Below are 21,367 nucleotides of genomic sequence, written 5' to 3' on the forward strand. Positions count from 1 at the left end.
GGCGAGTTCTACGAGTGCGTAGCCGCCGGCCACGCCAACATTGCAACAGCGATCATCCGGTCCAATTCGCTCCTGGTAGCACCCGCCTGCGGTAAATCCAAGATCGCTTGCATCACCCCGAGAAAATACCAAGCCAGCGCGGCGACATCTGCCCCACGGGGCAGTTCCCCAACTGCAATTGCTTCCCGAAGCAGACCTTCGAGCAGATTGCGCTGCTGGCTCATCCCCGAGATTGCTGCTTTCCGTCCTTCCGGTGGCAGATCGACCAGCTCGGCACAACTTCTTGCGAGCAGGCAACCCGGCGGTCGGCGGGACCCCATGGGCAGTAGCCCGTGCAGCAGTGCCTCGAGCCGTGCACGCGCACTGCCGCTCTCGTATGACTTCATCCTGCGCAGCACCCGATCCGTATAGGTTGCAAGTGCGATCTGGAACAGGCCATCCTTGTCCTGAAAACGCTGGTAAAGGCTTGAACGCGACAGTCCGGTCGCCTCCGTCAGCACATTGATCGTCGTAGCCGCGTATCCGTGACGCCAGAAGGCATCCACGGCGGCATCGATGACTGCACCTTCGTCGTACTGTGGCTTTCCGCTCATGTGAAAAAAATCTTTGACAAGTTGGAATAATCGTTCCAGGATATGTGGATCGTTCGTTCCATGATACTTCTAGCAGGCGCAGACATGCTCGACCACTCGAACTCCAACCCCAAAAGACCCCGGATTGCCATTGCGGGTGCAACAGGACGCGTTGGCGTCAGATTGACGGCGTTGCTCGCCGACGACCCGATCGATCTCGTCGTACTAACGCGCCAATCCAGCCCGACGCAACTGCCTGAAGGGGTGGCCACGTTCAAGGTTGACTTCAAACGCGCGGAGACGCTCGATAGGGCCCTGCGCGGCGTCGACCGGCTCTTCATCGCGCATGGCACCTCCCTCGAACAGGTCGCCAACGAAATCGCTTTGATCGATGCAGCAGTCGCAGCAGGCGTTCGGCACATCGTCAAGCTGTCTGCCCTCGGTCCTGCGACCCGACTTCTTCCCCTCGCTTGGCATATGCAGATCGAGGCGCATCTGGCACAGCAGCCGATCGCATCTACGGTCTTGCGGCCGACGACGTTCACCGATGTGCTCAAGCGCGCGGGGCCACACATCGCCACCGGTTCCTGGGCTGGCGCAGCGGGGAACGGCCGGGTGAATTTCATCGATACCCGCGATGTTGCCGAGGTGGCCCGTATCGCATTGCTTGAGGAGATCGAGCCAACGTCGCAACGTGCGTACCACCTATCTGGTCCACGCGCATGGACCATGAAGCAGGTGGCAGAGGAGTTGGCCCGCTTGCTCGGGCATTCGGTTACCTATGTCGACCGCTCGCCTGCGAAGCAGCGAGAGGCGCTGCTCGGCGCCGGACTTTCTCCATTGGTAGCCGATCTTCTGGTCGGCCTCGACCAGATGTTCCGCGAGTCAACGATCGCCGAAACAACGTCGACCGTCGAGGAGCTGACCGGAAAGGCTCCTCGCTCGTTGACCGAGTGGTTGACCGACAACCTCAGCGAATTTCGAGCCTGAGCTCACCGCTCCTCCGCCGCCAAGAATCGAAGCATCGTTCGCGGGCGCGCCGGCTCCCGAGCTGGCCAACTGGCGTGGTTTCCCGAAACGGCCCTGGGTCGGTCCGTGCGACGCATCAGCGGATTGCGGCCCTGCGGAAATCGGACGGCGTCACGCCAGTCGCCTTCTTGAAAGCAGTGCTGAAGTGCTGAGCATGGCTGAAGCCGCATTCCAGCGCGACTTCAGTTGCGGTGCGGCGGGGATCCAAAAGGAATTCCTTGGCCCGCTGGAGACGCAGGCCGTACACAAAGCGCAATGGCGTTTGCCCGGAACTTTCCCGAAATGACCGCATGAAATGCCGGGGACTGACGCCGGCGATCTCCGCCAGGCCATCGATCGTGAACGGTCTCGACAAGTCGGCCTCGATGTAGTCGATGACGCGCCGCAAACTGCCTGGTGCGAGGCCCCCGGACGGGCGAACGGTGGCTGCCGGGCGGCCGTTGACGCGCCCGAGCAGGGCTAGTGCCTGCATTGCCCAACCCTCGGCGAACAGCCCGTAAAGGCTGTCTGCATTGCGCGCCTCACGGCATAGAACCGAAAGGCCACGTTGCAGATCTTCGTTGCCGAAGGCAATCAGCGGTCTATCGAAGTGGCAGCCGGCGCCGGACGCAACGGTCGGGTCGAGGAAGACCACCGTGTAGTCGAAGTGCGGGGCGACGTCGAACTCGCCTTCGACCGAAGTCGAGGCCGGGAACAGCGCAAGGCTTGTCCCTTGTTTTATTCCGGAGTGGATGCGGCGGCCGTCGAGCTCCAGATTCAACTCTTTGAGGCCGTTGCGAAACCAGAAAAGCGCGAGCCGCGGTTGGCGAAAGCGCCAGGAAATCGGGCCGGTCGCTCGACGTGCGAGGACTTCAAGGTGCGTGCTGCGCGAATCAACAATGGTGCCGGATACGAATTCGCCCCCAACCTCGCGATATTCAGTTTGTGCGTCTAGGTGGCCATGCATTGCTTGCCTCCGCTTCGGCCTTGCGTCCGTCATTGTGCGGCGCGTCCTCTCCCTTGACCTCGCAAGCGAATCAGTTGCTGGTGAGTTCCCCTTGAAGGGAGAGCCGCCGACAGATAGACAGACGTCAAATCAACCGTATCGCTTGCGTCTCTATCCTACACCTTGGCTCCTTGTGCGGCTCTATAGCAACGGCGATGCGATGAGCCGAGGGCAATGCCCCGCCGTTTGCTTTGGCAAACATGTCAGCCCTGTTCCCTCTCAGAACTTGACTTTCCCGATTCCCTTCAATTGGAGGATTTCCCGAGCTTCGTCTGGGCTGGCGATTTCGAGACCAAGCCCTTCGATAATCTGGCGAGCCTGCAGCACCTGCGCCGCATTGCTCTGGGCCAGCGTGCCGCGTCCAAGCCATAGGCTGTCTTCCAATCCGACGCGCACATTGCCGCCCATGCTGGCAGACATTGCTGCAAGGCGAAGCTGATCCTTGCCTGTCCCCAGCACCGACCAGCGATAGTCATTGCCGAACAGGCGATCGGCCGTCCGCTTCATGTGCAACACGTCTTCAGGATGCGATCCGATACCGCCCAAGATCCCGAATACAGTCTGAACAAAGAATGGCGCCTTGACCAGACCACGCTCGACGAAGTGCGCCAGGTTGTAAAGATGGCTCACGTCGTAGCACTCGAATTCGAAGCGCGTGTCGTTGGAAGCACATTGCGCCAGGGCGTATTCGATATCCCTGAAGGTGTTGCGGAAGATCAGGTCACGACTGGCCTCGAGCGCCTCGCGCTCCCAGGCATGTTTGAACTCCTTGAAACGCGCCAGCATCGGGAACAGTGCGAAGTTCATGGAACCCATGTTGAGTGAGGCCACCTCGGGCGCGAAGCGCATTGACGGCTGGATGCGCTCCTCGATCGTCATGTAGGGCGAGCCACCGCTGGTGACATTCAACACTGCATCGGTGCGTGCCTTGATCTGCGGCAAGAATTGGGCGAATGCATCGGGGCTTTGATCCGGCTTGCCCGTGACAGGATCACGCGCATGCAAGTGAATGATTGCGGCGCCAGCTTGGGCCGCGCCGACCGAGGCTTCGATGATCTCTTCCGGCGTAACCGGTAGATACCGTGACATTGAGGGTGTGTGGATCGCGCCGGTGACAGCACATGTGATGATGACTTTGCTCATATTGCGAAAGGGAAACCCGCGTTGGATGGCCGGGTTCGTCCTACCGTCGCCATCTTCAGATCTGGGCCTTGCCACCGTCGACGAACAGTTCGATACCGTTGACGAAGCTTGAATCATCGGAAGCAAGGAAGACCGCCGCCTTGGCGACTTCGTCCGGATCGCCGACGCGGCCCATTGGGATCCGCGAGGCGAGGGCGTCCAGTACTCCTTGCTGCCGTTCCGCATCGGGGCCGGCTAGATTAAACAAGCCTGGCGTCTTGGTGGGGCCGGGGCTGAGCGTGTTGATCCGGATGCCGCGGCCCTCGAGATCCAGAATCCAATTTCGGGCGAATGAGCGGACGGCGGCCTTTGAGGCGGCATAGACACTGAATGCCTTGGCGCCACCGCTGGCAGCGGTAGAGCCAGTCAAGATGACTGATGCGCCATCCGCCAGCAACGGCAGCGCCTTCTGTACTGTAAACAGTACGCCTTTGACGTTACGGCCAAAGGTGTCGTCATACTGTTCCTCGGTGATATTCCCGAGCGGCAGCAGCGAGCCGCCGCCCGCGTTGACGAACAATACGTCGATCCGGCCCTTTTCCGATTTCACCCGATCAAAGAGCGCGTCTAACTCGGCCATGTTCGATGAGTCGATCCGGATGCCGGTAGCGTTACCGATCTCGGACGTCGCGGCGTCGAGCTCGGCCTGCCGACGGCCGGTGACGATGACATGCGCTCCTTCGCTGGCGAACCGCTTGGCGGTGGCAAGCCCGATTCCCGTGGATCCACCGGTAACGACTGCGATCTTGCCGTCGAGTTTGCGTGACATGAAAGTTTCCTTGATTGCTTGTGAGTCGGAGTTGGCTTGGAGGCTGTGAAGATCGGCTGCGTGCTGAAGCGCGCAGGCTGCCCCACCCTCAAACGCGAGGGGCTTCGGGCAGTCGTTCACCGCCACGCACGACGTATTTGGCGGGATAAAGTGCGACGAGGACCTCGACTTCGTCCTCTGAAGCCCCGGTGCAGGTGCTCCAGATCGAGCTCACCCTTTTGGCCAGCGACAGCACGGCGCCATCGCTGCGCCCATCACGTATGTGGCAGAAGATCAGCGTTTCGGAAGTGGCGTCTCCCGAACGGTAGGTGTTCTCGGGAGTGGCTTCATGGAAGACGACGCTGATCAGGTCGAGCGGCGAGAGGATGATTTCCCTGATCGCGCTCGTGAACTCGGCGGCCATCTTGGCCTTGACGCCAGCTGTGATTCCGGCCTTGCATTCGCAAACAATGACGGGCATTTTGTGTCTCCGTGGAAGGTGGGCTATTGAGGCCCCCAGTCTCTCGGAACAAAGCCGTTGCCGATTGCAGCGCGGCGCCATCACTTGCTTGGAAATGCCACGAATCAGGTTCCTGACCGACACGGGTGTGCGCGCCGATGCAGTACCCCGCGCATGCGCCCAGCGCTCCATCGATCCCATGGAGGAAATCCTTGTTGACGCAAACCGGGTGATGACATAGCCTTCGTTCAGTAAACGATCGTTATGTTTCGGCATCCATGACATGACTGATCACAACACTTGCCGGCCTTTTCGACTGACGCACGGAGACAAACATGAAAACACTGATTCGCAGACTCTTTGATTCCGCCCTTGTTGCGGTCGCGCTTTGTGGTGCCGCAGGCACCGCCAACGCGCAGTCCTATCCAAACAAGCCCATCCTGATCAAGGTTGCCTATCCTGCCGGGTTCGGCGTTGACGCCTCGGTGCGGCCATCCGTACCCGTGCTGCAGCGTGCCCTTGGACAGTCTCTTCTGGTTGACAACATGCCTGGCGCAAACGGCTCCATCGCGGCGATGAATGTGCTGAACGCGTCGCCCGACGGATACACCTTGCTCGCAACCGCCGGTCCGGACTTCGTGGTGGCGCCGCTCACGATCGCTTCGGCCAAGTACACGTTCGAAAGCTTCAAGCTCATTGGTTCGTTCGGGATTGCGGACATGGTCCTTGTCAGCCATCCCGACCGACCTTTCAACACCCTCAACGCACTCGTCGACCAGTTGCAAAAGGCAGGCGCGAAGGAGCTTTCCGTTGCGCATTGGGGTCAAGGCACGCTCGCTCATCTCGCGGCCGCTGAATTTCAGGGACGTGTCGGCGCCAAGTTGCTGGAGGTGCCGTACAAAGGCATCGCTCCAATCGCCACGGCCGTCGGTGGCGGCGAGGTGGACCTTGCCTTTGTCCCTCTCGCGGGGCCAATTCTGGGAATGATTCAGACCGGGCGAATCAAGGCCATCGCCATCGCGAGCCCCAAGCGGCATCCGCTCCTGCCGAACCTGGCGACGCTGAGCGAGGACGCTCGGTTCAAGAACTTCGAGTTCGGCATCTGGACCGGCCTGTTCGCGCCCGCACGCACACCCGACTCCATCGCCGCACGCCTGAGCACGGCTTTTCGAGAATGGAATGACAGTCCGGAATTCCTGGCGCTCGCCACCGCGCAGGGTTTGCGCAAACTGGACTCAATGACACCCCTGCAGGCAGCGACCTTCTTGCGTGCAGAGAACGAAAAGTTCATCAACATCGCCAAGACTCTTCATCTGGTGGCGCAATAACGCCGTCACAGAAAAGGCACCTTAGATGACCGTTCGAGAATTTCACTACTACGAGCCCGCCAAGGGTCACGGGCTGAGTCACAACCCGCTCAATGCGCTGGTGGCGCCGCGGCCCATCGGCTGGATCTCGTCACGCGACGCCCAGGGGCGGGTCAATCTCGCACCCTACAGTTTCTTCAACGCGTTCAACTACGATCCACCGATCATCGGATTTTCTTCGATCGCCTGGAAAGACAGCGTTCAGAACGCATCGGAAACGGGCGAGTTCACCTGGAACCTGGTCACGCGGGAACTCGGCGATCAGATGAACCAGACCTCGGCACCGCTTCCGCATGGAGAGGACGAATTCCCATTCGCCGGCCTCACAGCGGTGGCGGGCCGCATGGTCAACGTCCCGCGGGTGGGCGAAAGCCGCGCAGCCATGGAATGCAAGGTGATCGATATCGTGCAATTCCGAAACACCGCAGGCGAAAAGGTAGGTGGCTGGCTGGTGCTGGGCGAAGTGGTGGGCGTGTACATAGACATGGCACTTCTGAAAGACGGCGTTTATCAGACGGCAGAGGCGTATCCGATCATGCGTTCCGGGGGGCTGAATGACTATGTTCAGGTTTCGCCGGAGAATGTTTTCCAGATCGCGCGGCTCGCGGGCGCCAGCAGTCCGTCGTCGCATGGCAAGGGATAGCAACATCCGCCAGATATCAGGGTTAGAAGCAAGCGCAGCGTGTGTTGCGCCTGCTTTGGGCCGCGCGGCCCCATTCCCGCGGCTCATTGGCCTCGTATCAAGGCCCGGCAGTACGACACGCTATGTCCGCTCCAAGCGCCGACAGGGCCGGAACTGCAGGGCAGGTGTGGTGCCCTTGGTCGCAGGCACCGCATCGCCCATGCGCTTGAGGCTGCGACCCGCGAGCCACTTGCGCACGACGTTGGTGTTGAGGCCGTGCGTGAAGGCCACGGCCGAGACCGACGCGCCGGGCTGCCGGCACTTGCCCGGCTTGGCGCGCACGCGGCGGCCTCAGAGTGACTGTCCATTTCGTAGTCGCTGCCGAAGTGCGACAGCGGACGTAAGTCATCGGCGCCAGTCCGTCGCCGCGCTGCTTCTCAGAGGGGAGGCCATTGAGTAGAGTTCGCCCATCAAATTGCCCGCCCTCAACAGGTCGAGCATCAGGGCCGCTGGCCTATGGCGCTCGTGTCGTGGCTGTGTGAAGAGATCGACGGCCTTTGCTTGATCAGAGCTACCGCGACACCGCCGATGACCGCGGCAATTGCAATGGCGAGGAAGTTCTGCACCAGCGGCAGCTTCATCGAGACCAGCAGTCCAATCATGATCGGCGCCGCGATTGCGCCGATGCGCCCGACCCCCGAAGCAAAGCCGAGTCCCGTCGAGCGGATCGACGTCGGGTAAAACTGCCCGGCATACGCGTACAGCAGGATCTGGGTGCCCAGCGTCGACGCGCCGACGATGGCAATGATCAGGAACAGCGGCTGAGTGCCGTAGCCGAGCAGCGTCAGCGAGATGGCAGCGACCGCGAAAAAACCGCTTGTCACCCACTTGATGTTGAGTTTGTCGGCGAGCCATCCACCACCGACGGCGCCCACGACTGCACCGGCGTTGTAGGCGAGCAGGAAGTTCAGCGCGGAACCGAGGCTGTATCCGGCCATGCCCATCAGCTTGACCAGCCACGAACTGAGCGCATAGAGCATGAACAGGCAGGTCATGAAGGCGACCCAGAACATCACCGAGCTGAAGCCGCGGCCGTCGAGAAACAGCCTTCCTACGGTCGGACCTTCGGCCTTGTCCTCAGCCGGGACGAGAAACTCCTCGTGCGGCTCAAGCCGCATGTCGGGTCGCATCTTCCGGATCACTTCGCGCAGACGCGTGTCGTCGTGCTGCTTGACCAGGAACGGCAGCGACTCGGGCATGTACTTCAGGATGAACGGGATTAGCACCACTGGGGTGCCCGCGGCAATGAACACCGATTGCCAGCCGTAGGTCTCGATGAACTGCTTGCCGAGCAGCGCGGCGAGGATACTGCCGGCCGCGTAGCCGCAGCACATCAGCGTGACCATCAAGCTGCGCACCTTTTTGGGTGAGTATTCGGTCATCTGTGCGGCCGCGGTCGGGATCGCGCCGCCAATGCCGAGCCCGGCGAGAAAGCGCATCGCGCTGAAGGTCATCGGATCGTTGGTGAACCCGGCCGCCGCGGTGAAGACGCTGAACATGAATACGCAGATCGAGATCGCCCGGCGGCGGCCGATCCTGTCGGCCAGCGCGCCGAGAACGATCGCACCGAACATCATGCCGAATAGCGCCGAACTGGCCATGAACCCCGCGGTCGCGGCTTCGATATTCATCGCCTTCATGATCGACGGAAGCGCGATGCCAGCGACCGCCAGGTCGTAGCCGTCGAGCACCAGGACCACGAAACACCAGAGCAGCACGGGCCAGTGAAAGCTGTTGAACTTGGCCTCGTCGGCCAGCTTGTGAACATCTATGGGGCGGGTTGGGTTCATTGACTTGTCTCCTTTTTTTAGTACGAGGTTCAGGATGCAGCGCAGGCTGCCCCACCCTCAAACGCGAGGGGCTTCGGGCAGTCGTTCACCGCCACGCACGACGTATTTGGCGGGATAAAGTGCGACGAGGACCTCGACTTCGTCCTCTGAAGCCCCGGTGCAGGTGCTCCAGATCGAGCTCACCCTTTTGGCCAGCGACAGCACGGCGCCATCGCTGCGCCCATCACGTATGTGGCAGAAGATCAGCGTTTCGGAAGTGGCCTCTCCCGAACGGTAGGTGTTCTCGGGAGTGGCTTCATGGAAGACGACGCTGATCAGGTCGAGCGGCGAGAGGATGATTTCCCTGATCGCGCTCGTGAACTCGGCGGCCATCTTGGCCTTGACGCCAGCTGTGATTCCGGCCTTGCATTCGCAAACAATGACGGGCATTTTGTGTCTCCGTGGAAGGTGGGCTATTGAGGCCCCCAGTCTCTCGGAACAAAGCCGTTGCCGATTGCAGCGCGGCGCCATCACTTGCTTGGAAGTGCCACAACGTCCGCTGTGTCACCGGCCCAGACCAAACCCGCCATTCGGCCGGCGCCTCACAGGAAGACGTAGGTAGTGCTTGGAAGAGCGGTTGCGGGCACCGGCCGATCCCTGGCGCGCGCGGCTCGACCTCGCTGCCCAGCCACACTCAGGCAACCGCGAAAACACCCGGGGTCGATCGGCGAGAAACGCCTCGTCAAACTTCTGAAGTAGCCGTTCGGTCACGCCGAAGAGATTGAAGCTCAAGTCTTGACTCATCCGGGAGTTTCCGCCTGCGCGGTCGTCGGGCACCCCGATGAGCATTTCGGGCAGCGGATCGTCGCGTATGTCGTCTTGAAGGCCGCCGGAGTGACTCCGGACGATCTCAAGGTGCATCTGAAGGAGCACTGCCAGATGAGCGGCTACAAGGTTCCCAAAGCCATTCATATCCTCGACGCTTTGCCCACTGGGCTCACTGGCAAGCTCGACCGTCGTGCCCTGAGGAACGCCGGCGATTGACCTGCGCGTGGAGTAACGCTACGGCCGCAGGCGCCAGCCGAGTTCGCCCTGGAGGAACTGGGCGGCCTCGGGGGGCAGATCCTCTGCGTCGAAGAAGCACGCCACGGGGCGCTCGACGACGATCCGTCCAGCATGCAGATAGGCCACGCGCGTGGCGAGGCGCTTGGCCTGCCCGAGGTTGTGGGTGCTCATCACGATCGTCACGCCGCTGTTGGCGACCTCCTCGATGAGGGCCTCGATTTCATTCTTGGCGCCGGGGTCCAGGCTGGCGGTCGGCTCGTCCAGGAACAGGATGTCCGGCTGCAGCGCCCAGGCGCGTGCGAGGCCAAGGCGCTGCTGCTGTCCGCCCGAAAGCGAACGGGCAGATCGCGTGGCGTGTTCAAGCAGGCCCACGTTTGCCAGGCTTTGGCGGCAGCGCTCGCTGCGCTCGGAGGCCGGCACCCCGGAAAGCCAGAGGCCCACCCAGACATTGCGCCATACCGAAAGGCTCAACAGGAAAGGGCGCTGGAACAGCATGGCAGCTCGCGGAAGGCGGCCTTCGGGTTGCAGCGGCAAGGATTCGCAGCGACCTTCGCAGGGCAAAAGGCCATGCAGCAGCCGCAGCAGCGTGGTCTTGCCCGAGCCGTTGGCTCCGATGAGGATGAGCCGGTCGCCTCGGCGCACGGTCAGCGATGCGTCGTTCAGCGCCATCAACGAGCGGAAGCGCACCGTGACCCGGTCGGCCCGGATCAACGGCGCCGCCTCGGTGGCAACCGGCGTGCGAGGGGCGCGAGGAGTGGGCGTCCGGGGCGCCGCATGCGGCGTCACCTGAGAGGCGGCGCTCAGCGGGCGCGTGGCAAGCCAATGCAACAGGCCGATGGCGCCGTTGACCGCGCCGACCACCGCCAGCAGCACGATGCCCAGCGCCAAGGCCAGCGCAAGATTCCCCTTGCTGGTCTCAAGTGCGATGGTGGTGGTCATCACGCGCGTGACGCCGGCGATGTTGCCGCCGACGATCATCACGGCCCCGACCTCGGCAATGGCCCGCGCGAAGGCCGTGAGCAGGACGGTGGCCACGCCCATCCGGTCGTGCACCAGCATCAGCAGCGAGGTGGTGAGCGGCCCGGCGCCCAGGGAGCGCAACTGGTCGCCGCCATCGGCCAGGGCCGCCATCACGAGCCGGCGTGACAGGGCGGCGATCAGCGGTGTGACCAGCACGCTCTGCGCCACCACCATCGCTGAAGGCGTGAACAGGATTCCCAGTTCGCCCAGCGGTCCCGAGCGCGAGAGCAGCAGGTACACCAGCAGGCCCACCACCACGGCGGGCAGGGCGAGCAACGTGTTCACCAACCACACGGCCAGCGCGTGCCCCGGGAACCGCGCCACCGCCAGCCAGGCGCCCAGCAGCAGGCCGAACAGCGCGCCAATTGCGCAGGCCGTGGCGCTGACCTGCAGCGAGAGCGCCGTGATGCGTACGAGTTCGGGGTCGGCGTCTGTGATGAGTTGCCAGGCCAGCGCCCAGCCTTCGGTCATGGTGTTCATCGAAGGACGGCTCTCAATGCAAGCGCGAGGCCATGCTCATCACGCGGCCCATCCATCGACTGGGCCACCGTTCACTGGCTCGCGTTCGGGAAGAAGAGCTGCTCGCCGCCGATCTTGTACGAGGCGATCGCGGCTTGCCCGTCGCTCGACACCACCCAGTCGGAAAACGCCTGCGCCAGGTCTTTCTTGACGTGCGGATGCCTGGCCGGGTTCACGACGATCACGCCGTACTGGTTGAACAGCTGCCGGTCGCCCTCGACCACGATGCCCAGGTCGCCGCGGTTCTTGAAGTTGAGCCAGGTGCCACGGTCGGACAGCACATAGGCATTGGTGGAAGCGGCGATGTTGAGCGCCTGGCCCATGCCGCAGCCGCACTCCTTGTAGCCGGCGGGCTTGGCGGCCGCGAGGTCGATGCCCGCCAGTTTCCACTGGCGCAGCTCGGCCGCGTGGGTGCCGCTCTTGTCGCCGCGCGAAACGAACGCACCGCCCGTGGCGCCCAGCCGCTTGAGCGCGGCCGCGATGTCTTTGCCGCGCACGCCGGCCGGGTCGGTTTTCGGGCCGATCAGCACGAAGTCGTTGTACATGACCGCGCGGCGCGGGAGCCCGAAGCCCTCCGCGACAAACTTCTCCTCGGCGGGCTGGTCATGCACGAACAGCGCATCGGCATCGCCGCGGCGCGCCATGTCCAGCGCCTGGCCCGTGCCCACGGCCACCACGCGCACCTCGGTGCCCGTGGCTTTCGTGAACTGCGGCAGCAGGTGCTTGAACAGGCCGGACTGCTCGGTCGAGGTGGTGGAAGCCAGCACGATGAACTTTTCTTGCGCCTGGGCGATCGGCGCGAGCAGCGTGCCGACGAGGGCAGCGGCGAGGGCGAGGAAGTTGAGGCGTCTGCGCGAGGCCATCGTCATAGTGTGGGTCCTTGGAAGCTGAGGATGCCGTCCTGCGGGTCAGGCAGCGGGATCGACGCGAAAGCCCAGTCGGCTCAGCGCCTCGCGTGCGGCGGCCGATTGAAGCAAGGCAATGAACGCCTGCACGGGCGCGCGCTCGCGGCGTGCCTTGGGCACCGCGAAGTCGTAGCGCTCTTCCTGCACCGGGATGAAGCCCAGGCCGTACTGCCGTGCAACCGTGTCGATGGCCAAGCCCCAGTCGGCGCGCTGCTGCGCCACGGCCACGGCCACCGCGTTGTGCGACTTGGTCTGCACGCCGTAGCCAGGCGGCTTGGCGCTGCCGAGCAGGCGGTCGATGAGGATGCGCGTGCCGCTGCCGGCATTGCGGTTGACCATGGTGCAGCCGGGCCCGGCGATCGCGGCGGCGATGGCCGCGGCGGCATCGCGCCCTTCGAAGCGCACGTCCGACGGGCGATAGACGATGCCCTGCATGCGGCCATAGCCCGGAATCAGGTCCAGCTCCTGCGTGAGCAGTGGCCGGTTGTAGACGCCGGTGGCCGGGTCCATCAGGTGGATGCCCGCCACGTCGCATTCGCCGCGCCGGGCGGCCATCAGCCCGCCCGTGCTGCCCACGTTCATGGCCTTGACACGGATGCCCTGGCGCACCAGCTCCCCGACCAGCCAGTCCAGGCCCACGCAATGGCTGCCGATGAAGATCAGGTCCGCGGCGTCCAGCCCCTGGCCCAGCAGCTGTACCTGCACGGGCGCGCCGGCATCGACGATCTCGGTGTGCTGGCCGATGGTGATGAACCCGTCCGCGCTGCTGAACGTGGTGACCGAGCCCGAGCCCTTGCCCATCGGGTAGGCCGCCAGGCCTTGGTCGGTGGGCACCAGGCCCACCAGCAGGTACTCGGTGCGGCCGCGCTCGGAGTTCACGCGCATCGGCAGTTTGGCGTCCACATGCTCGCGCTGCTCCGGCGGCCGGCCGGCGAAGGCGCGGATCACGGGTGCCAGGAACTCGTGGAAGGTGAAGACCGCCGAGGTCGGAAAGCCCGGCAGGATCACGACCGGCTTGCCACCCGTGACCGCCAGGCACACCGGCTTGCCGGGCTTGAGCGCCACGCCGTGCGCCACCACGCCCGGATCGCCGAGCGCGGCGACCACGCGGTAGGAGAGGTCGCCTTCGCCCTTGGACGTGCCGCCCGAGAAGACCACAACATCGCAGGCCAGCCCCTGCGCGAGCGCGGCCGACAGCGCGGCCTCGTTATCGGGAATCACGCCCAGCCGCACGGGCTGGCCGCCCAGCTCCTCGACGGCGGCGCCGATGATGGCGGCGTTGGAGTCGTACACCGCACCCGTGGGCAGTGGCGCGCCGGGCGCGACGATCTCGTTGCCGGTGGAAAAGATGGCCACGCGCGGCTTGCGGTACACGCTCACCTCGGCCAGGCCGAGTGCCGCGATCACGCCGATCTCCCGCGAGCTCAGGGGCTGGCCGGCGCGCAGCACGGTTTCTCCGCGTGCGATGTCGGTGCCGGCGTAGCTGACGTTCTCGCCTTCGGTGGCCGCGCGGCGGATCTGCACCCGGCCGTCCTCGGCATCGGTGTGCTCCACCATCACCACCGCATCGGCGCCGCGCGGCAGCATGCCGCCGGTGGCGATCGCCGTCGCATGCCCACTTGTCACTTCGCGCTGCGGCACGATGCCGGGCGCCAGCGTCTCGTCGGCGAGCGTCAGCAGGCGGGCCTGTTCCTCCATTGCGCCCCAGGTGTCGGCGGCCTGCACGGCAAAGCCATCGACGTTGGAGCGGTCGAAGCCAGGCACGTCGATCGCGGCGATCACGTCTTCGGCCAGCACACGGCCCAGCGCTTCGTGCAGGGGAACGGTCTCGCGCCCCAGCGGCGCGAGCTTGAGGTGTTCACGGAACCGGCGCTCGGCCTCGTCGCGCGTGACGACATCGAGAAATTGCGATTGGGGTTTCACAGGCACTCGTAAAGATGAACAGTGACTTCGGTGCCGGCCCCGAAGCCTTCGCTTTCCGCGGGCGCGACCACGAAGCCGTCGGCCCGCGTGGTCGAGCTCAGCATGGACGCGCTCGACAGCGCGATCGGCTCCACGCCTTCTTCGCCGATCTTCACGCGCACGTAGTCGACACGTCCGACTTGGGAGACGATCTTGCGCGCCACGGTCGCACGTGTGCGGGGGTAGGGCCAGTCGGCGGACCGGCCGCCGAGCCGGCGGATGGCACGCCCGGCGAAGAAGTCATAGGCGCACAGGCAGGAGACCGGGTTGCCCGGCAGCAGGAAGACCAGCGTATCGCCGATGCGGCCCATGCCGGCCGGACTGGAAGGCCGCATCGCGATGCCGTGGATGGCCAGCTCGCCGAGTTCGGCCAGCAGGCGCGGCGCATGGTCCTCGGCGCCCACGCTGGAGCCGCCGGAGACGAGCACCACATCGGCACCGGGCGCCGCCAGTGCCTGAGCGATGACCTGCGGGTCGTCGCCCAGGCGCTGGTGCGATTCGAGCAGGCCGCCGTCGCGCACCACGAGGCCGCGCAAGGTCACGGAGTTGGCGTCGTAGATGTCGAAGGGCCCCTTGGGCGTGCCGGGCGCCCGCACTTCATTGCCGGTCACGAGCAGCCGCACGCGGGGCCGGCGCACCACCTGCAACTGCGCCAGGCCCAGCGAAGCCGCCAGCCCGGCGTCCTGCGGTCGCAGCCGGCGTCCCGCGGCCAGTGCCGTGCTGCCGCGCGCGATGTCCTCGCCGACGTGGCCCACATGCTGGCCTGGTGCAATAGCCCGCGTGATGGCCAGGCGCCCGTCCTGCTCGCTCGCGTACTCGGCGGGCACCACGGCATCGAGTTCCAGCGGGACCGGAGCGCCGGTCATGATGCGGATGGCCGCGCCCGCGGGCACGGCGCCATCGAAAGGCCGGCCGGGCCAGGCATGGCCCGCGATCGGAAACTCCAACGGGTTGTATTCGCCGGCCCCCGTGGTCTCGCCGCCGCGCAGCGCATAGCCGTCCATGGCCGAGCGGTCGAATTCGGGCACTGCGATGGGTGCGATCACCTCCTGCAGCAGCACCCGTCCCGCGGCCTCTTCAACCGCCACGGATTCGCCCGGCAGCAGCGGCGTGTGGGCGTCGATCCAGACGAGCGCGTCGGGAACCTCTGCGCGCTGGGTGAAGCCGCGCATGCGTACATCGGTCGAGGCAGTTCGTTCGGGTGGGGGCATCAGTTTCAGTATCGCCCGCGCGTGCGCGGGGCGGCTGACTTAATTCTTGGGTGCGGGATGCGTCTGCGCCGAGGGCTGGTTCGTACTGGGCGGCGATGCAGCCGTGGTGGCCGGGGAATGTGCACCCGAGGCTTCGATGGGCTTGGTTTCGCCCGCGGGCGCCGCGGCGTAAGGGCCCGGATCCACGCAGGGCGGCGTGGTCGCCGCGGCCGGTACCGGCTTGCCTGCGGACTGGGCGCTGGCGCGGTACTTGGCTGCGACCTGGTCCTGTGCCTTGCACAGCAGGTAGGCGTCGGTCTTGGCGCTCCATGCGGTGCGGGCCGCAGTCTCGGCGGCCTTCGCCTGCGCTTCTGGCGTGGGCGCTGGAAGCTTGGCGAAAACGGACGATGCAGCCAGCGGTAGCGCCAGCGCGCAGAGAAGAGTCAGCGTGTGCTTCATGCAGAGGTTCCTTGCGCGGTCGCCGGCCGTGCCGGGTCCGATGCGTCGGGGGGCGCCGAGCGCTGCGCCGGGATCTTGCCGGCCTCGATGTCGTCATACCAGAGGCGATGGTGCTCGCGCGCCCAGGTCTCGTCGACATAGCCTTCGCGCATCGCCTTGTAGGCGCCGGTCATGCCCAGCGTGCCGATGTAGATGTGGCCCAGGATCATCGCCATCATGAGCAGCGTGGCCACCGCATGCACCATGTGCGCGATCTGCATCTCGCCGCGCGTGTAGACGAAGCCGGGCAACAGCTTGTCGAGGAACAACCCCGAGCCGATGACGATGCTGCCCAGAAAGAGCACGCCGCCCCAGAACACGGCCTTCTCGCCGGCGTTGAAGCGGTGCGACGCGGGCTCCTTGCCGCCGAACAGGCCACCGCCGTGCCGCAGCCAGGCGAGGTCTTCCGCCCGCGGCCAGTTGCTGCGGATGAAAGTGAAGATCATGAACAGCGTGGTCACGACGAACAGCGGCCCGACGAAGTTGTGCACGGTCTTGAGCATGTAGGTGAGCCAGCCGAACAGCGCGCTGCCGAGCACCGGCAACAGGAAGAACTTGCCGAAGGCCATCACGATGCCCGACAGCGCGAGCGTGACGAAGGCCAGCGCGTTCGACCAGTGCGTGGCGCGCTCGAACGGCGTGAAGCGCTCGATCTTGCGTCCGGTCTCGGCGCCGTGCAGCCGGATCGGCCCGCGCGTGAAATGGAAGATGGCCAGCGCCAGCAGCACGACGAAGAGCAGCGCCGCGCCGTACGGAATGATCCAGTTGTTGCGCACCTGCCGCCAGGCCTCGCCCGCGTTGGTGAAGCGCGAGCCCGGGTACTGCACGAAGCGCTGGATCAGGTTGCCGGCCTCGGGCGCTTCGCTCACGGGCAGGCTGCTGTAGCCGGTGACGCCGCCGCTCACCTGGCGCCACATCGGCGCGTTGTTGCCGGGCTGCACCTTGTTGCGCTCGCCGTTGGTCTGGTTGAGGTAGTTCGGGTCGGCGCTGGCCTCGGGCTTGACCTCGAAGATGTTCTGGCTGCGGATGCCGCCCTCGGCCTTCGGTGCGGCAGCGGCGGTGGAAGCGGAAGCAGGCGAAGCAGGGGCGGGCGAAGCCGCGACGGCGCCGCTCGCGGCCGGGTTGGCGTCCTGGGCCAGCGCCACCGCCGCACAGCCCAGGAGCGCGGTCGCCAACAGCGCGTGGAACGCCCGCCTGGTGCGAATGGTGACGCTCATGCGGCCTCCGGTTCAGTTTTCTCGGATGTACTCGTTCTGCCCGTTGGAGCGAGCCTTGATCTGCTGCTCCCACGCCGTCTTGTCGCCCACCTTCCAGCCGGGCGCGGTGAAGGCCGTGCCGGTGTTGGCCTGCGTGCCGGTGCCGCTCCAGGGCACTGCATCGTGCTTGACGCCCTCCGCATTCGTCTGCGGCTTCTCGGTGCAGGCCGCAAGCAGCATCGCGCCCGAAGCGAGCACGACGAGGGTCGCGACCGCGCGCCTCACTTGGTGCCTCCGGTGGTCGGCGTGCCGGCCTGCTGCGAGCCATAGGCCGTGCCCCAGCCCCAGACTTCGGCGCCCGTGCCGCGTTGCACGACGCGGGTGCGGAAGATGTCGGCCACCACGTCGCCGTCGCCGGCCAGCAGCGCCTTGGTCGAGCACATCTCGGCACAGGCCGGCAGCTTGCCTTCGGCCAGGCGGTTGCGGCCGTACTTCTCGAACTCGGCTTCGGAGCCGTTGGCTTCGGGGCCGCCGGCGCAGAAGGTGCACTTGTCCATCTTGCCGCGTGCGCCGAAGGTGCCTTGCGACGGGAACTGCGGCGCGCCGAACGGGCAGGCGTACGAGCAGTAGCCGCAGCCGATGCACACGTCCTTGTCGTGCAGCACCACGCCTTCCTCGGTGCGGTAGAAGCATTGCACGGGGCACACCGCCATGCAGGGTGCGTCGGAGCAATGCATGCAGGCCACCGAGATCGATTTCTCGCCCGGCAGGCCGTCATTGAGCGTGACCACGCGGCGGCGATTCACGCCCCAGGGCACCTCGTTCTCGTTCTTGCAGGCCGTGACACAGCCGTTGCACTCGATGCAGCGCTCGGAATCGCAGACGAATTTCATTCTTGCCATGGTGATTCCTCATGCTTTCTCGATGTTGCAGACCGTGGTCTTGGTCTCTTGCATCATGGTGACGCTGTCGTAGCCGTAGGTCGTGCCGGTGTTGATGGCCTCGCCGCGCACGATGGGCGCCGCGCCCTTCGGGTAGTAGGCGAGCAGGTCCTGGCCCTGCCAGCGGCCCGAGAAGTGGAAGGGCATGAACACCGTGTCGGGCCCGACGCGCTCGGTCACCAGCGCCTGCACGTTGAGCTTGGCGCCGGTGGGCGTGTGCACCCAGGCGCGCTCGCCGTTGCGGATGTTCTTCTCGGCCGCCACCTTCGGATTGATCTCGATGAACATCTCCTGCTGCAGCTCGGCCAGCCAGGGGTTGGAGCGCGTTTCCTCGCCGCCGCCCTCGTACTCCACGAGCCGGCCCGAGGTCATGATGTACGGGAATTTCTCGGCGATCTTGTCGGCGATGTTCTTCTGCTGCACGGTCTTGTAGAGCGTGGGCAGGCGCCAGAAGGCCATCTTGTCGTCGTGGGTCGGGTACTTCGCGGCCAGGTCGGGGCGCGTGCCGTAGAGCGGCTCGCGGTGTTGCGGAATGCCATCCGGAAAATTCCACACGACGGCCCGCGCCTTGGCATTGCCGAAGGGGTGGCAGCCGTGGTTCTTCATGAACACGCGGATCATGCCGCCCGAGCTGTCGGTCTTCCAGTTCTTGCCTTCGGCCTTGGGCTTCTCGGCCTCGGTGAGTTCGTCCCACCAGCCGAGTTTCTTGAGCAGCAGGTGGTCGAGTTCGGGGTAGCCGGTGGTGATGTCGGCGCCGAGCGAGTACGAGCCGTCTTCGGCCAGAAGGTTCTTGCCATTGCGCTCGACACCGAAGTTCGCGCGGAAGTTGCCGCCCCCATCCATCACGTGCTTGGACGTGTCGTAGAGGTTGGGCGAGCCGGGATGCTTCAGCTCGGGCGTGCCGTAGCAGGGCCAGGGCAGTCCGAAGTAGTCCCCCGAGATGTCGTAGCCGTTGACCTTGTCCTTGACGGAGCCCTTGGCCTTGAGCGTGCGCACGTCGAAGGCGGCCATGTTGCGCATGTGCGCCTGCAGCCGCTCCGGGCTCTGGCCCGAATAGCCGACGGCCCAGCAGGACTTGTTGATCTCGCGCAGGATGTCGTCCGGCACGGGCTCGTCCATGCCCTTGACCTTCTGCATCTTGTAGTTCTTGCTGAGCTCCTTGCCGAAGCCCAGCCGGTCGGCGAACTGCTGCATGATCATGTGGTCGCTGCGGCTTTCCCACAGCGGCTCGATCACCTTCTCGCGCCATTGGACCGACCGGTTCGACGCCGTCACCGATCCGCTGGTTTCGAACTGCGTGCACGCGGGCAGCAGGTAGACCGCGCGGTTCGCATTGGCGTCTTCGGGCCTGCCCGGCATGGCGGCCATCGCGGCCGTGGCCGACGGATAGGGGTCGACCACCACCAGCAGGTCCAGTTTGTCCATCGCCCGCTTCATCTCGAGGCCGCGGGTCTGCGAGTTGGGCGCATGGCCCCAGTAGAAGACACCGCGCAGGTTTGAGTCCTGGTCGATCAGCTCGTTCTTCTCGAGCACGCCGTCGATCCAGCGCGACACCGTGATGCCGGGCTTGCTCATCATCGCGGGCGATGCGAAGCGGCCTTTGATCCATTCGAAGTCCACGCCCCAGGTGGCGGCGAAGTGCTTCCACGACCCTTCGACCAGGCCGTAGTAGCCCGGCAGCGAATCGGGGTTCGGGCCGACGTCGGTCGCGCCCTGCACGTTGTCATGCCCGCGGAAGATGTTGGTGCCGCCGCCCGACGTGCCGACGTTGCCGAGCGCCAGCTGCAGGATGCACGAAGCCCGCACGATGGCGTTGCCGATGGTGTGCTGCGTCTGGCCCATGCACCACACCACGGTGCCGGGGCGGTTCTCGTGCAGCATGGTCGCGATCTTCAATACCTGGGCTTCGCCGACGCCGCAGGCCTCTTCGACCTTGTCGGGCGTCCACTTGCTCATGACGTCCGCGCGCACCTCGTCCATGCCGTAGACGCGATCGTTGATGTAGCGCTTGTCTTCCCAGCCGTTCTTGAAGATGTGGTGCAGGATGCCAAACAGGAACGCGATGTCCGAGCCCGAGCGGATGCGCACGTATTCGTGGGCCTTGGCCGCGGTGCGGGTGAAGCGTGGATCGACCACGATCATCTTGCAGCCGTGTTCCTTGGCGTGCAGCATGTGCAGCATGCTCACGGGGTGCGCCTCGGCCGCATTGGAGCCGATGTACATCGCGACCTTCGCGTTGCGCATGTCGTTGTACGAATTGGTCATGGCGCCGTAGCCCCATGTATTCGCCACGCCCGCGACCGTGGTCGAGTGGCAGATGCGCGCCTGGTGGTCGCAGTTGTTGCTGCCGAAGAAGCTCACGAACTTGCGCAGCAGGTACGACTGCTCGTTGCTGTGCTTGCTCGAACCGATCCAGTAGATCGCGTCGGGTCCGCTGGCCTTGGTGAGTTCCTTGAGCTTGGCCGTGATTTCGTCGAGCGCGGTGTCCCAGCTGATGCGCTCGTACTTGCCGTTGACGAGCTTCATTGGGTAGCGCAGGCGGTATTCGCCATGGCCGTGTTCGCGCAGCGCGGCGCCCTTGGCGCAGTGGGCGCCGAGGTTGATGGGCGAGTCGAACACGGGTTCCTGCCGGACCCACACGCCGTTCTCGACCACGGCGTCGGACGCGCAGCCGACCGAGCAGTGCGAGCACACGGTGCGCTTCACCTCGATCTTGCCGGCGCCGATGGCCGCGGGCTTGCCGTCAGCGGCCTTGGCCTTCTGGATCAGCGTGAGCTGGCTGGCGGCCAGGCCCACACCGACGCCGAGGCCGGAGCGCCGCAGGAAGGCGCGCCGGTCCATCGTCGGCAGCGCGTTCGCGAGGCCGCGCCGAAGGCTGTGGACGAAGGGCGACGCGTGAGTGGACGCGCCGGAGGCAGGTTGACTCGCGGTGCCTGGGGATTTTCTGGTCAGAAGCACAACAGGTACTCCTCAGGCTGAAGCGGTCGCGTAGTAGCGCTTGACGTGCTCGCTCAGGGAATAGCCGCCGCCGTTTTCAGGCGCGGGTGGCAGGGGGGAGGGGGCGGCGACGGGCGTCTCGACCACCTTCGGAAGCGCCGTGACGGCCACTGCGGCGACGCCGGCCGTTGCGGCACCGAGGAAGAATCCCCGACGGGATGCCGGCTTGAGGCCGGTATTTTGGCTGTCCTGCATGCTGACTCCCGGAGTGGCTAGGCCCGACGAGAGAAGAAAACCCGTCCGCCCTTACAAATACTAGACCAGCAGCAACCGGTGAGCA

At 65.0% G+C, this 21,367-nt stretch carries 22 protein-coding genes; 4 read left to right on the plus strand and 18 right to left on the minus strand.

Going from position 1 to position 21,367, the window contains the following annotated elements; genetic code table 11:
- Positions 1-8: 8 nt before the first annotated feature.
- Entirely contained in the window at positions 9-593 is a 585-nt protein-coding gene (locus ACEOAB_RS10360; protein WP_413747491.1) for a TetR/AcrR family transcriptional regulator, read from the minus strand.
- An 84-nt stretch (positions 594-677) separates the two neighbouring features.
- On the opposite strand from ACEOAB_RS10360, the gene ACEOAB_RS10365 reads away from it, so the two are divergent.
- Positions 678-1,562: an SDR family oxidoreductase gene (locus ACEOAB_RS10365; protein ID WP_413747492.1), complete on the plus strand. Its 885-nt coding sequence runs from the start codon at positions 678-680 to the stop codon at positions 1,560-1,562.
- A 115-nt stretch (positions 1,563-1,677) separates the two neighbouring features.
- Here the strand turns inward: ACEOAB_RS10365 and ACEOAB_RS10370 are convergent, their stop codons facing one another.
- From ACEOAB_RS10370 to ACEOAB_RS10385, 4 genes are all read right to left on the minus strand, one after another.
- On the minus strand, positions 1,678-2,547 hold the full coding sequence (locus ACEOAB_RS10370) for an AraC family transcriptional regulator (RefSeq protein ID WP_056596546.1): 870 nt from the start codon (positions 2,545-2,547) through the stop codon (positions 1,678-1,680).
- A 258-nt stretch (positions 2,548-2,805) separates the two neighbouring features.
- Positions 2,806-3,729: a 3,5-dioxohexanoate:acetyl-CoA acetone transferase gene (kce, locus tag ACEOAB_RS10375; RefSeq protein ID WP_413747493.1), complete on the minus strand. Its 924-nt coding sequence runs from the start codon at positions 3,727-3,729 to the stop codon at positions 2,806-2,808.
- Between the two features lie 55 nt (positions 3,730-3,784).
- Positions 3,785-4,537: an SDR family oxidoreductase gene (locus tag ACEOAB_RS10380; protein ID WP_413747494.1), complete on the minus strand. Its 753-nt coding sequence runs from the start codon at positions 4,535-4,537 to the stop codon at positions 3,785-3,787.
- 88 nt (positions 4,538-4,625) lie between these two features.
- Complete coding sequence (locus ACEOAB_RS10385; protein WP_413747495.1) at positions 4,626-4,997, minus strand: tautomerase family protein; 372 nt, start codon at positions 4,995-4,997, stop codon at positions 4,626-4,628.
- Between the two features lie 314 nt (positions 4,998-5,311).
- Between ACEOAB_RS10385 and ACEOAB_RS10390 the strand changes: the two genes are divergently transcribed.
- Complete coding sequence (locus tag ACEOAB_RS10390) at positions 5,312-6,304, plus strand: tripartite tricarboxylate transporter substrate binding protein (RefSeq protein ID WP_413747496.1); 993 nt, start codon at positions 5,312-5,314, stop codon at positions 6,302-6,304.
- Positions 6,305-6,329: 25 nt separating this feature from the next.
- The gene (locus tag ACEOAB_RS10395) at positions 6,330-6,986 is read left to right on the plus strand and encodes a flavin reductase family protein (RefSeq protein ID WP_413747497.1); all 657 of its coding nucleotides are present in this window, start codon (positions 6,330-6,332) and stop codon (positions 6,984-6,986) included.
- A 120-nt stretch (positions 6,987-7,106) separates the two neighbouring features.
- On the opposite strand, the gene ACEOAB_RS10400 is transcribed toward ACEOAB_RS10395, so the two are convergent.
- The 3 genes from ACEOAB_RS10400 to ACEOAB_RS10410 form a co-directional block, all read right to left on the minus strand.
- The gene (locus ACEOAB_RS10400; protein ID WP_413747498.1) at positions 7,107-7,307 is read right to left on the minus strand and encodes a hypothetical protein; all 201 of its coding nucleotides are present in this window, start codon (positions 7,305-7,307) and stop codon (positions 7,107-7,109) included.
- A 158-nt stretch (positions 7,308-7,465) separates the two neighbouring features.
- Positions 7,466-8,815, minus strand: a complete 1,350-nt coding sequence (locus tag ACEOAB_RS10405; protein WP_413747499.1) for an MFS transporter — start codon at positions 8,813-8,815, stop codon at positions 7,466-7,468.
- Between the two features lie 57 nt (positions 8,816-8,872).
- Positions 8,873-9,244, minus strand: a complete 372-nt coding sequence (locus ACEOAB_RS10410; protein WP_056595949.1) for a tautomerase family protein — start codon at positions 9,242-9,244, stop codon at positions 8,873-8,875.
- A gap of 330 nt (positions 9,245-9,574) precedes the next feature.
- Here ACEOAB_RS10410 and ACEOAB_RS10415 point away from each other — a divergent pair, with 330 nt between their 5' ends.
- On the plus strand, positions 9,575-9,838 hold the full coding sequence (locus ACEOAB_RS10415) for an AMP-binding enzyme (RefSeq protein ID WP_413747503.1): 264 nt from the start codon (positions 9,575-9,577) through the stop codon (positions 9,836-9,838).
- 18 nt (positions 9,839-9,856) lie between these two features.
- Here the strand turns inward: ACEOAB_RS10415 and ACEOAB_RS10420 are convergent, their stop codons facing one another.
- From ACEOAB_RS10420 to ACEOAB_RS10465, 10 genes are all read right to left on the minus strand, one after another.
- Entirely contained in the window at positions 9,857-11,359 is a 1,503-nt protein-coding gene (locus tag ACEOAB_RS10420) for an ABC transporter permease (RefSeq protein ID WP_413747500.1), read from the minus strand.
- Between the two features lie 71 nt (positions 11,360-11,430).
- Entirely contained in the window at positions 11,431-12,267 is an 837-nt protein-coding gene (locus tag ACEOAB_RS10425; protein WP_082572477.1) for an ABC transporter substrate-binding protein, read from the minus strand.
- A gap of 39 nt (positions 12,268-12,306) precedes the next feature.
- On the minus strand, positions 12,307-14,226 hold the full coding sequence (locus ACEOAB_RS10430; RefSeq protein WP_413747501.1) for a molybdopterin biosynthesis protein: 1,920 nt from the start codon (positions 14,224-14,226) through the stop codon (positions 12,307-12,309).
- Complete coding sequence (locus ACEOAB_RS10435) at positions 14,223-15,476, minus strand: molybdopterin molybdotransferase MoeA (RefSeq protein ID WP_495653697.1); 1,254 nt, start codon at positions 15,474-15,476, stop codon at positions 14,223-14,225. Before ACEOAB_RS10435 ends, ACEOAB_RS10430 begins: the two co-directional genes overlap by 4 nt.
- A 39-nt stretch (positions 15,477-15,515) precedes the next feature.
- Positions 15,516-15,914 carry a hypothetical protein gene (locus ACEOAB_RS10440; protein WP_056599876.1) on the minus strand — a complete coding sequence of 133 codons (399 nt, stop codon included), beginning with the start codon at positions 15,912-15,914 and terminating at the stop codon, positions 15,516-15,518.
- Positions 15,911-17,170 (minus strand): formate dehydrogenase subunit gamma, encoded by a 1,260-nt coding sequence (locus tag ACEOAB_RS10445; RefSeq protein ID WP_495653698.1) that lies wholly within the window; start codon positions 17,168-17,170, stop codon positions 15,911-15,913. Before ACEOAB_RS10445 ends, ACEOAB_RS10440 begins: the two co-directional genes overlap by 4 nt.
- 12 nt (positions 17,171-17,182) lie before the next feature.
- Positions 17,183-17,434 (minus strand): hypothetical protein, encoded by a 252-nt coding sequence (locus tag ACEOAB_RS10450; RefSeq protein WP_413749153.1) that lies wholly within the window; start codon positions 17,432-17,434, stop codon positions 17,183-17,185.
- Complete coding sequence (fdh3B, locus tag ACEOAB_RS10455) at positions 17,431-18,051, minus strand: formate dehydrogenase FDH3 subunit beta (protein ID WP_007832884.1); 621 nt, start codon at positions 18,049-18,051, stop codon at positions 17,431-17,433. The genes ACEOAB_RS10450 and fdh3B overlap by 4 nt, the downstream gene beginning before the upstream one ends.
- Before the next feature lie 9 nt (positions 18,052-18,060).
- Entirely contained in the window at positions 18,061-21,048 is a 2,988-nt protein-coding gene (locus ACEOAB_RS10460; RefSeq protein WP_413749152.1) for a formate dehydrogenase subunit alpha, read from the minus strand.
- 12 nt (positions 21,049-21,060) lie between these two features.
- Positions 21,061-21,282: a hypothetical protein gene (locus ACEOAB_RS10465; protein ID WP_056599866.1), complete on the minus strand. Its 222-nt coding sequence runs from the start codon at positions 21,280-21,282 to the stop codon at positions 21,061-21,063.
- Between the last annotated feature and the right edge of the window lie 85 nt (positions 21,283-21,367).

It is taken from the genome of Variovorax sp. Varisp53 (assembly GCF_059491555.1).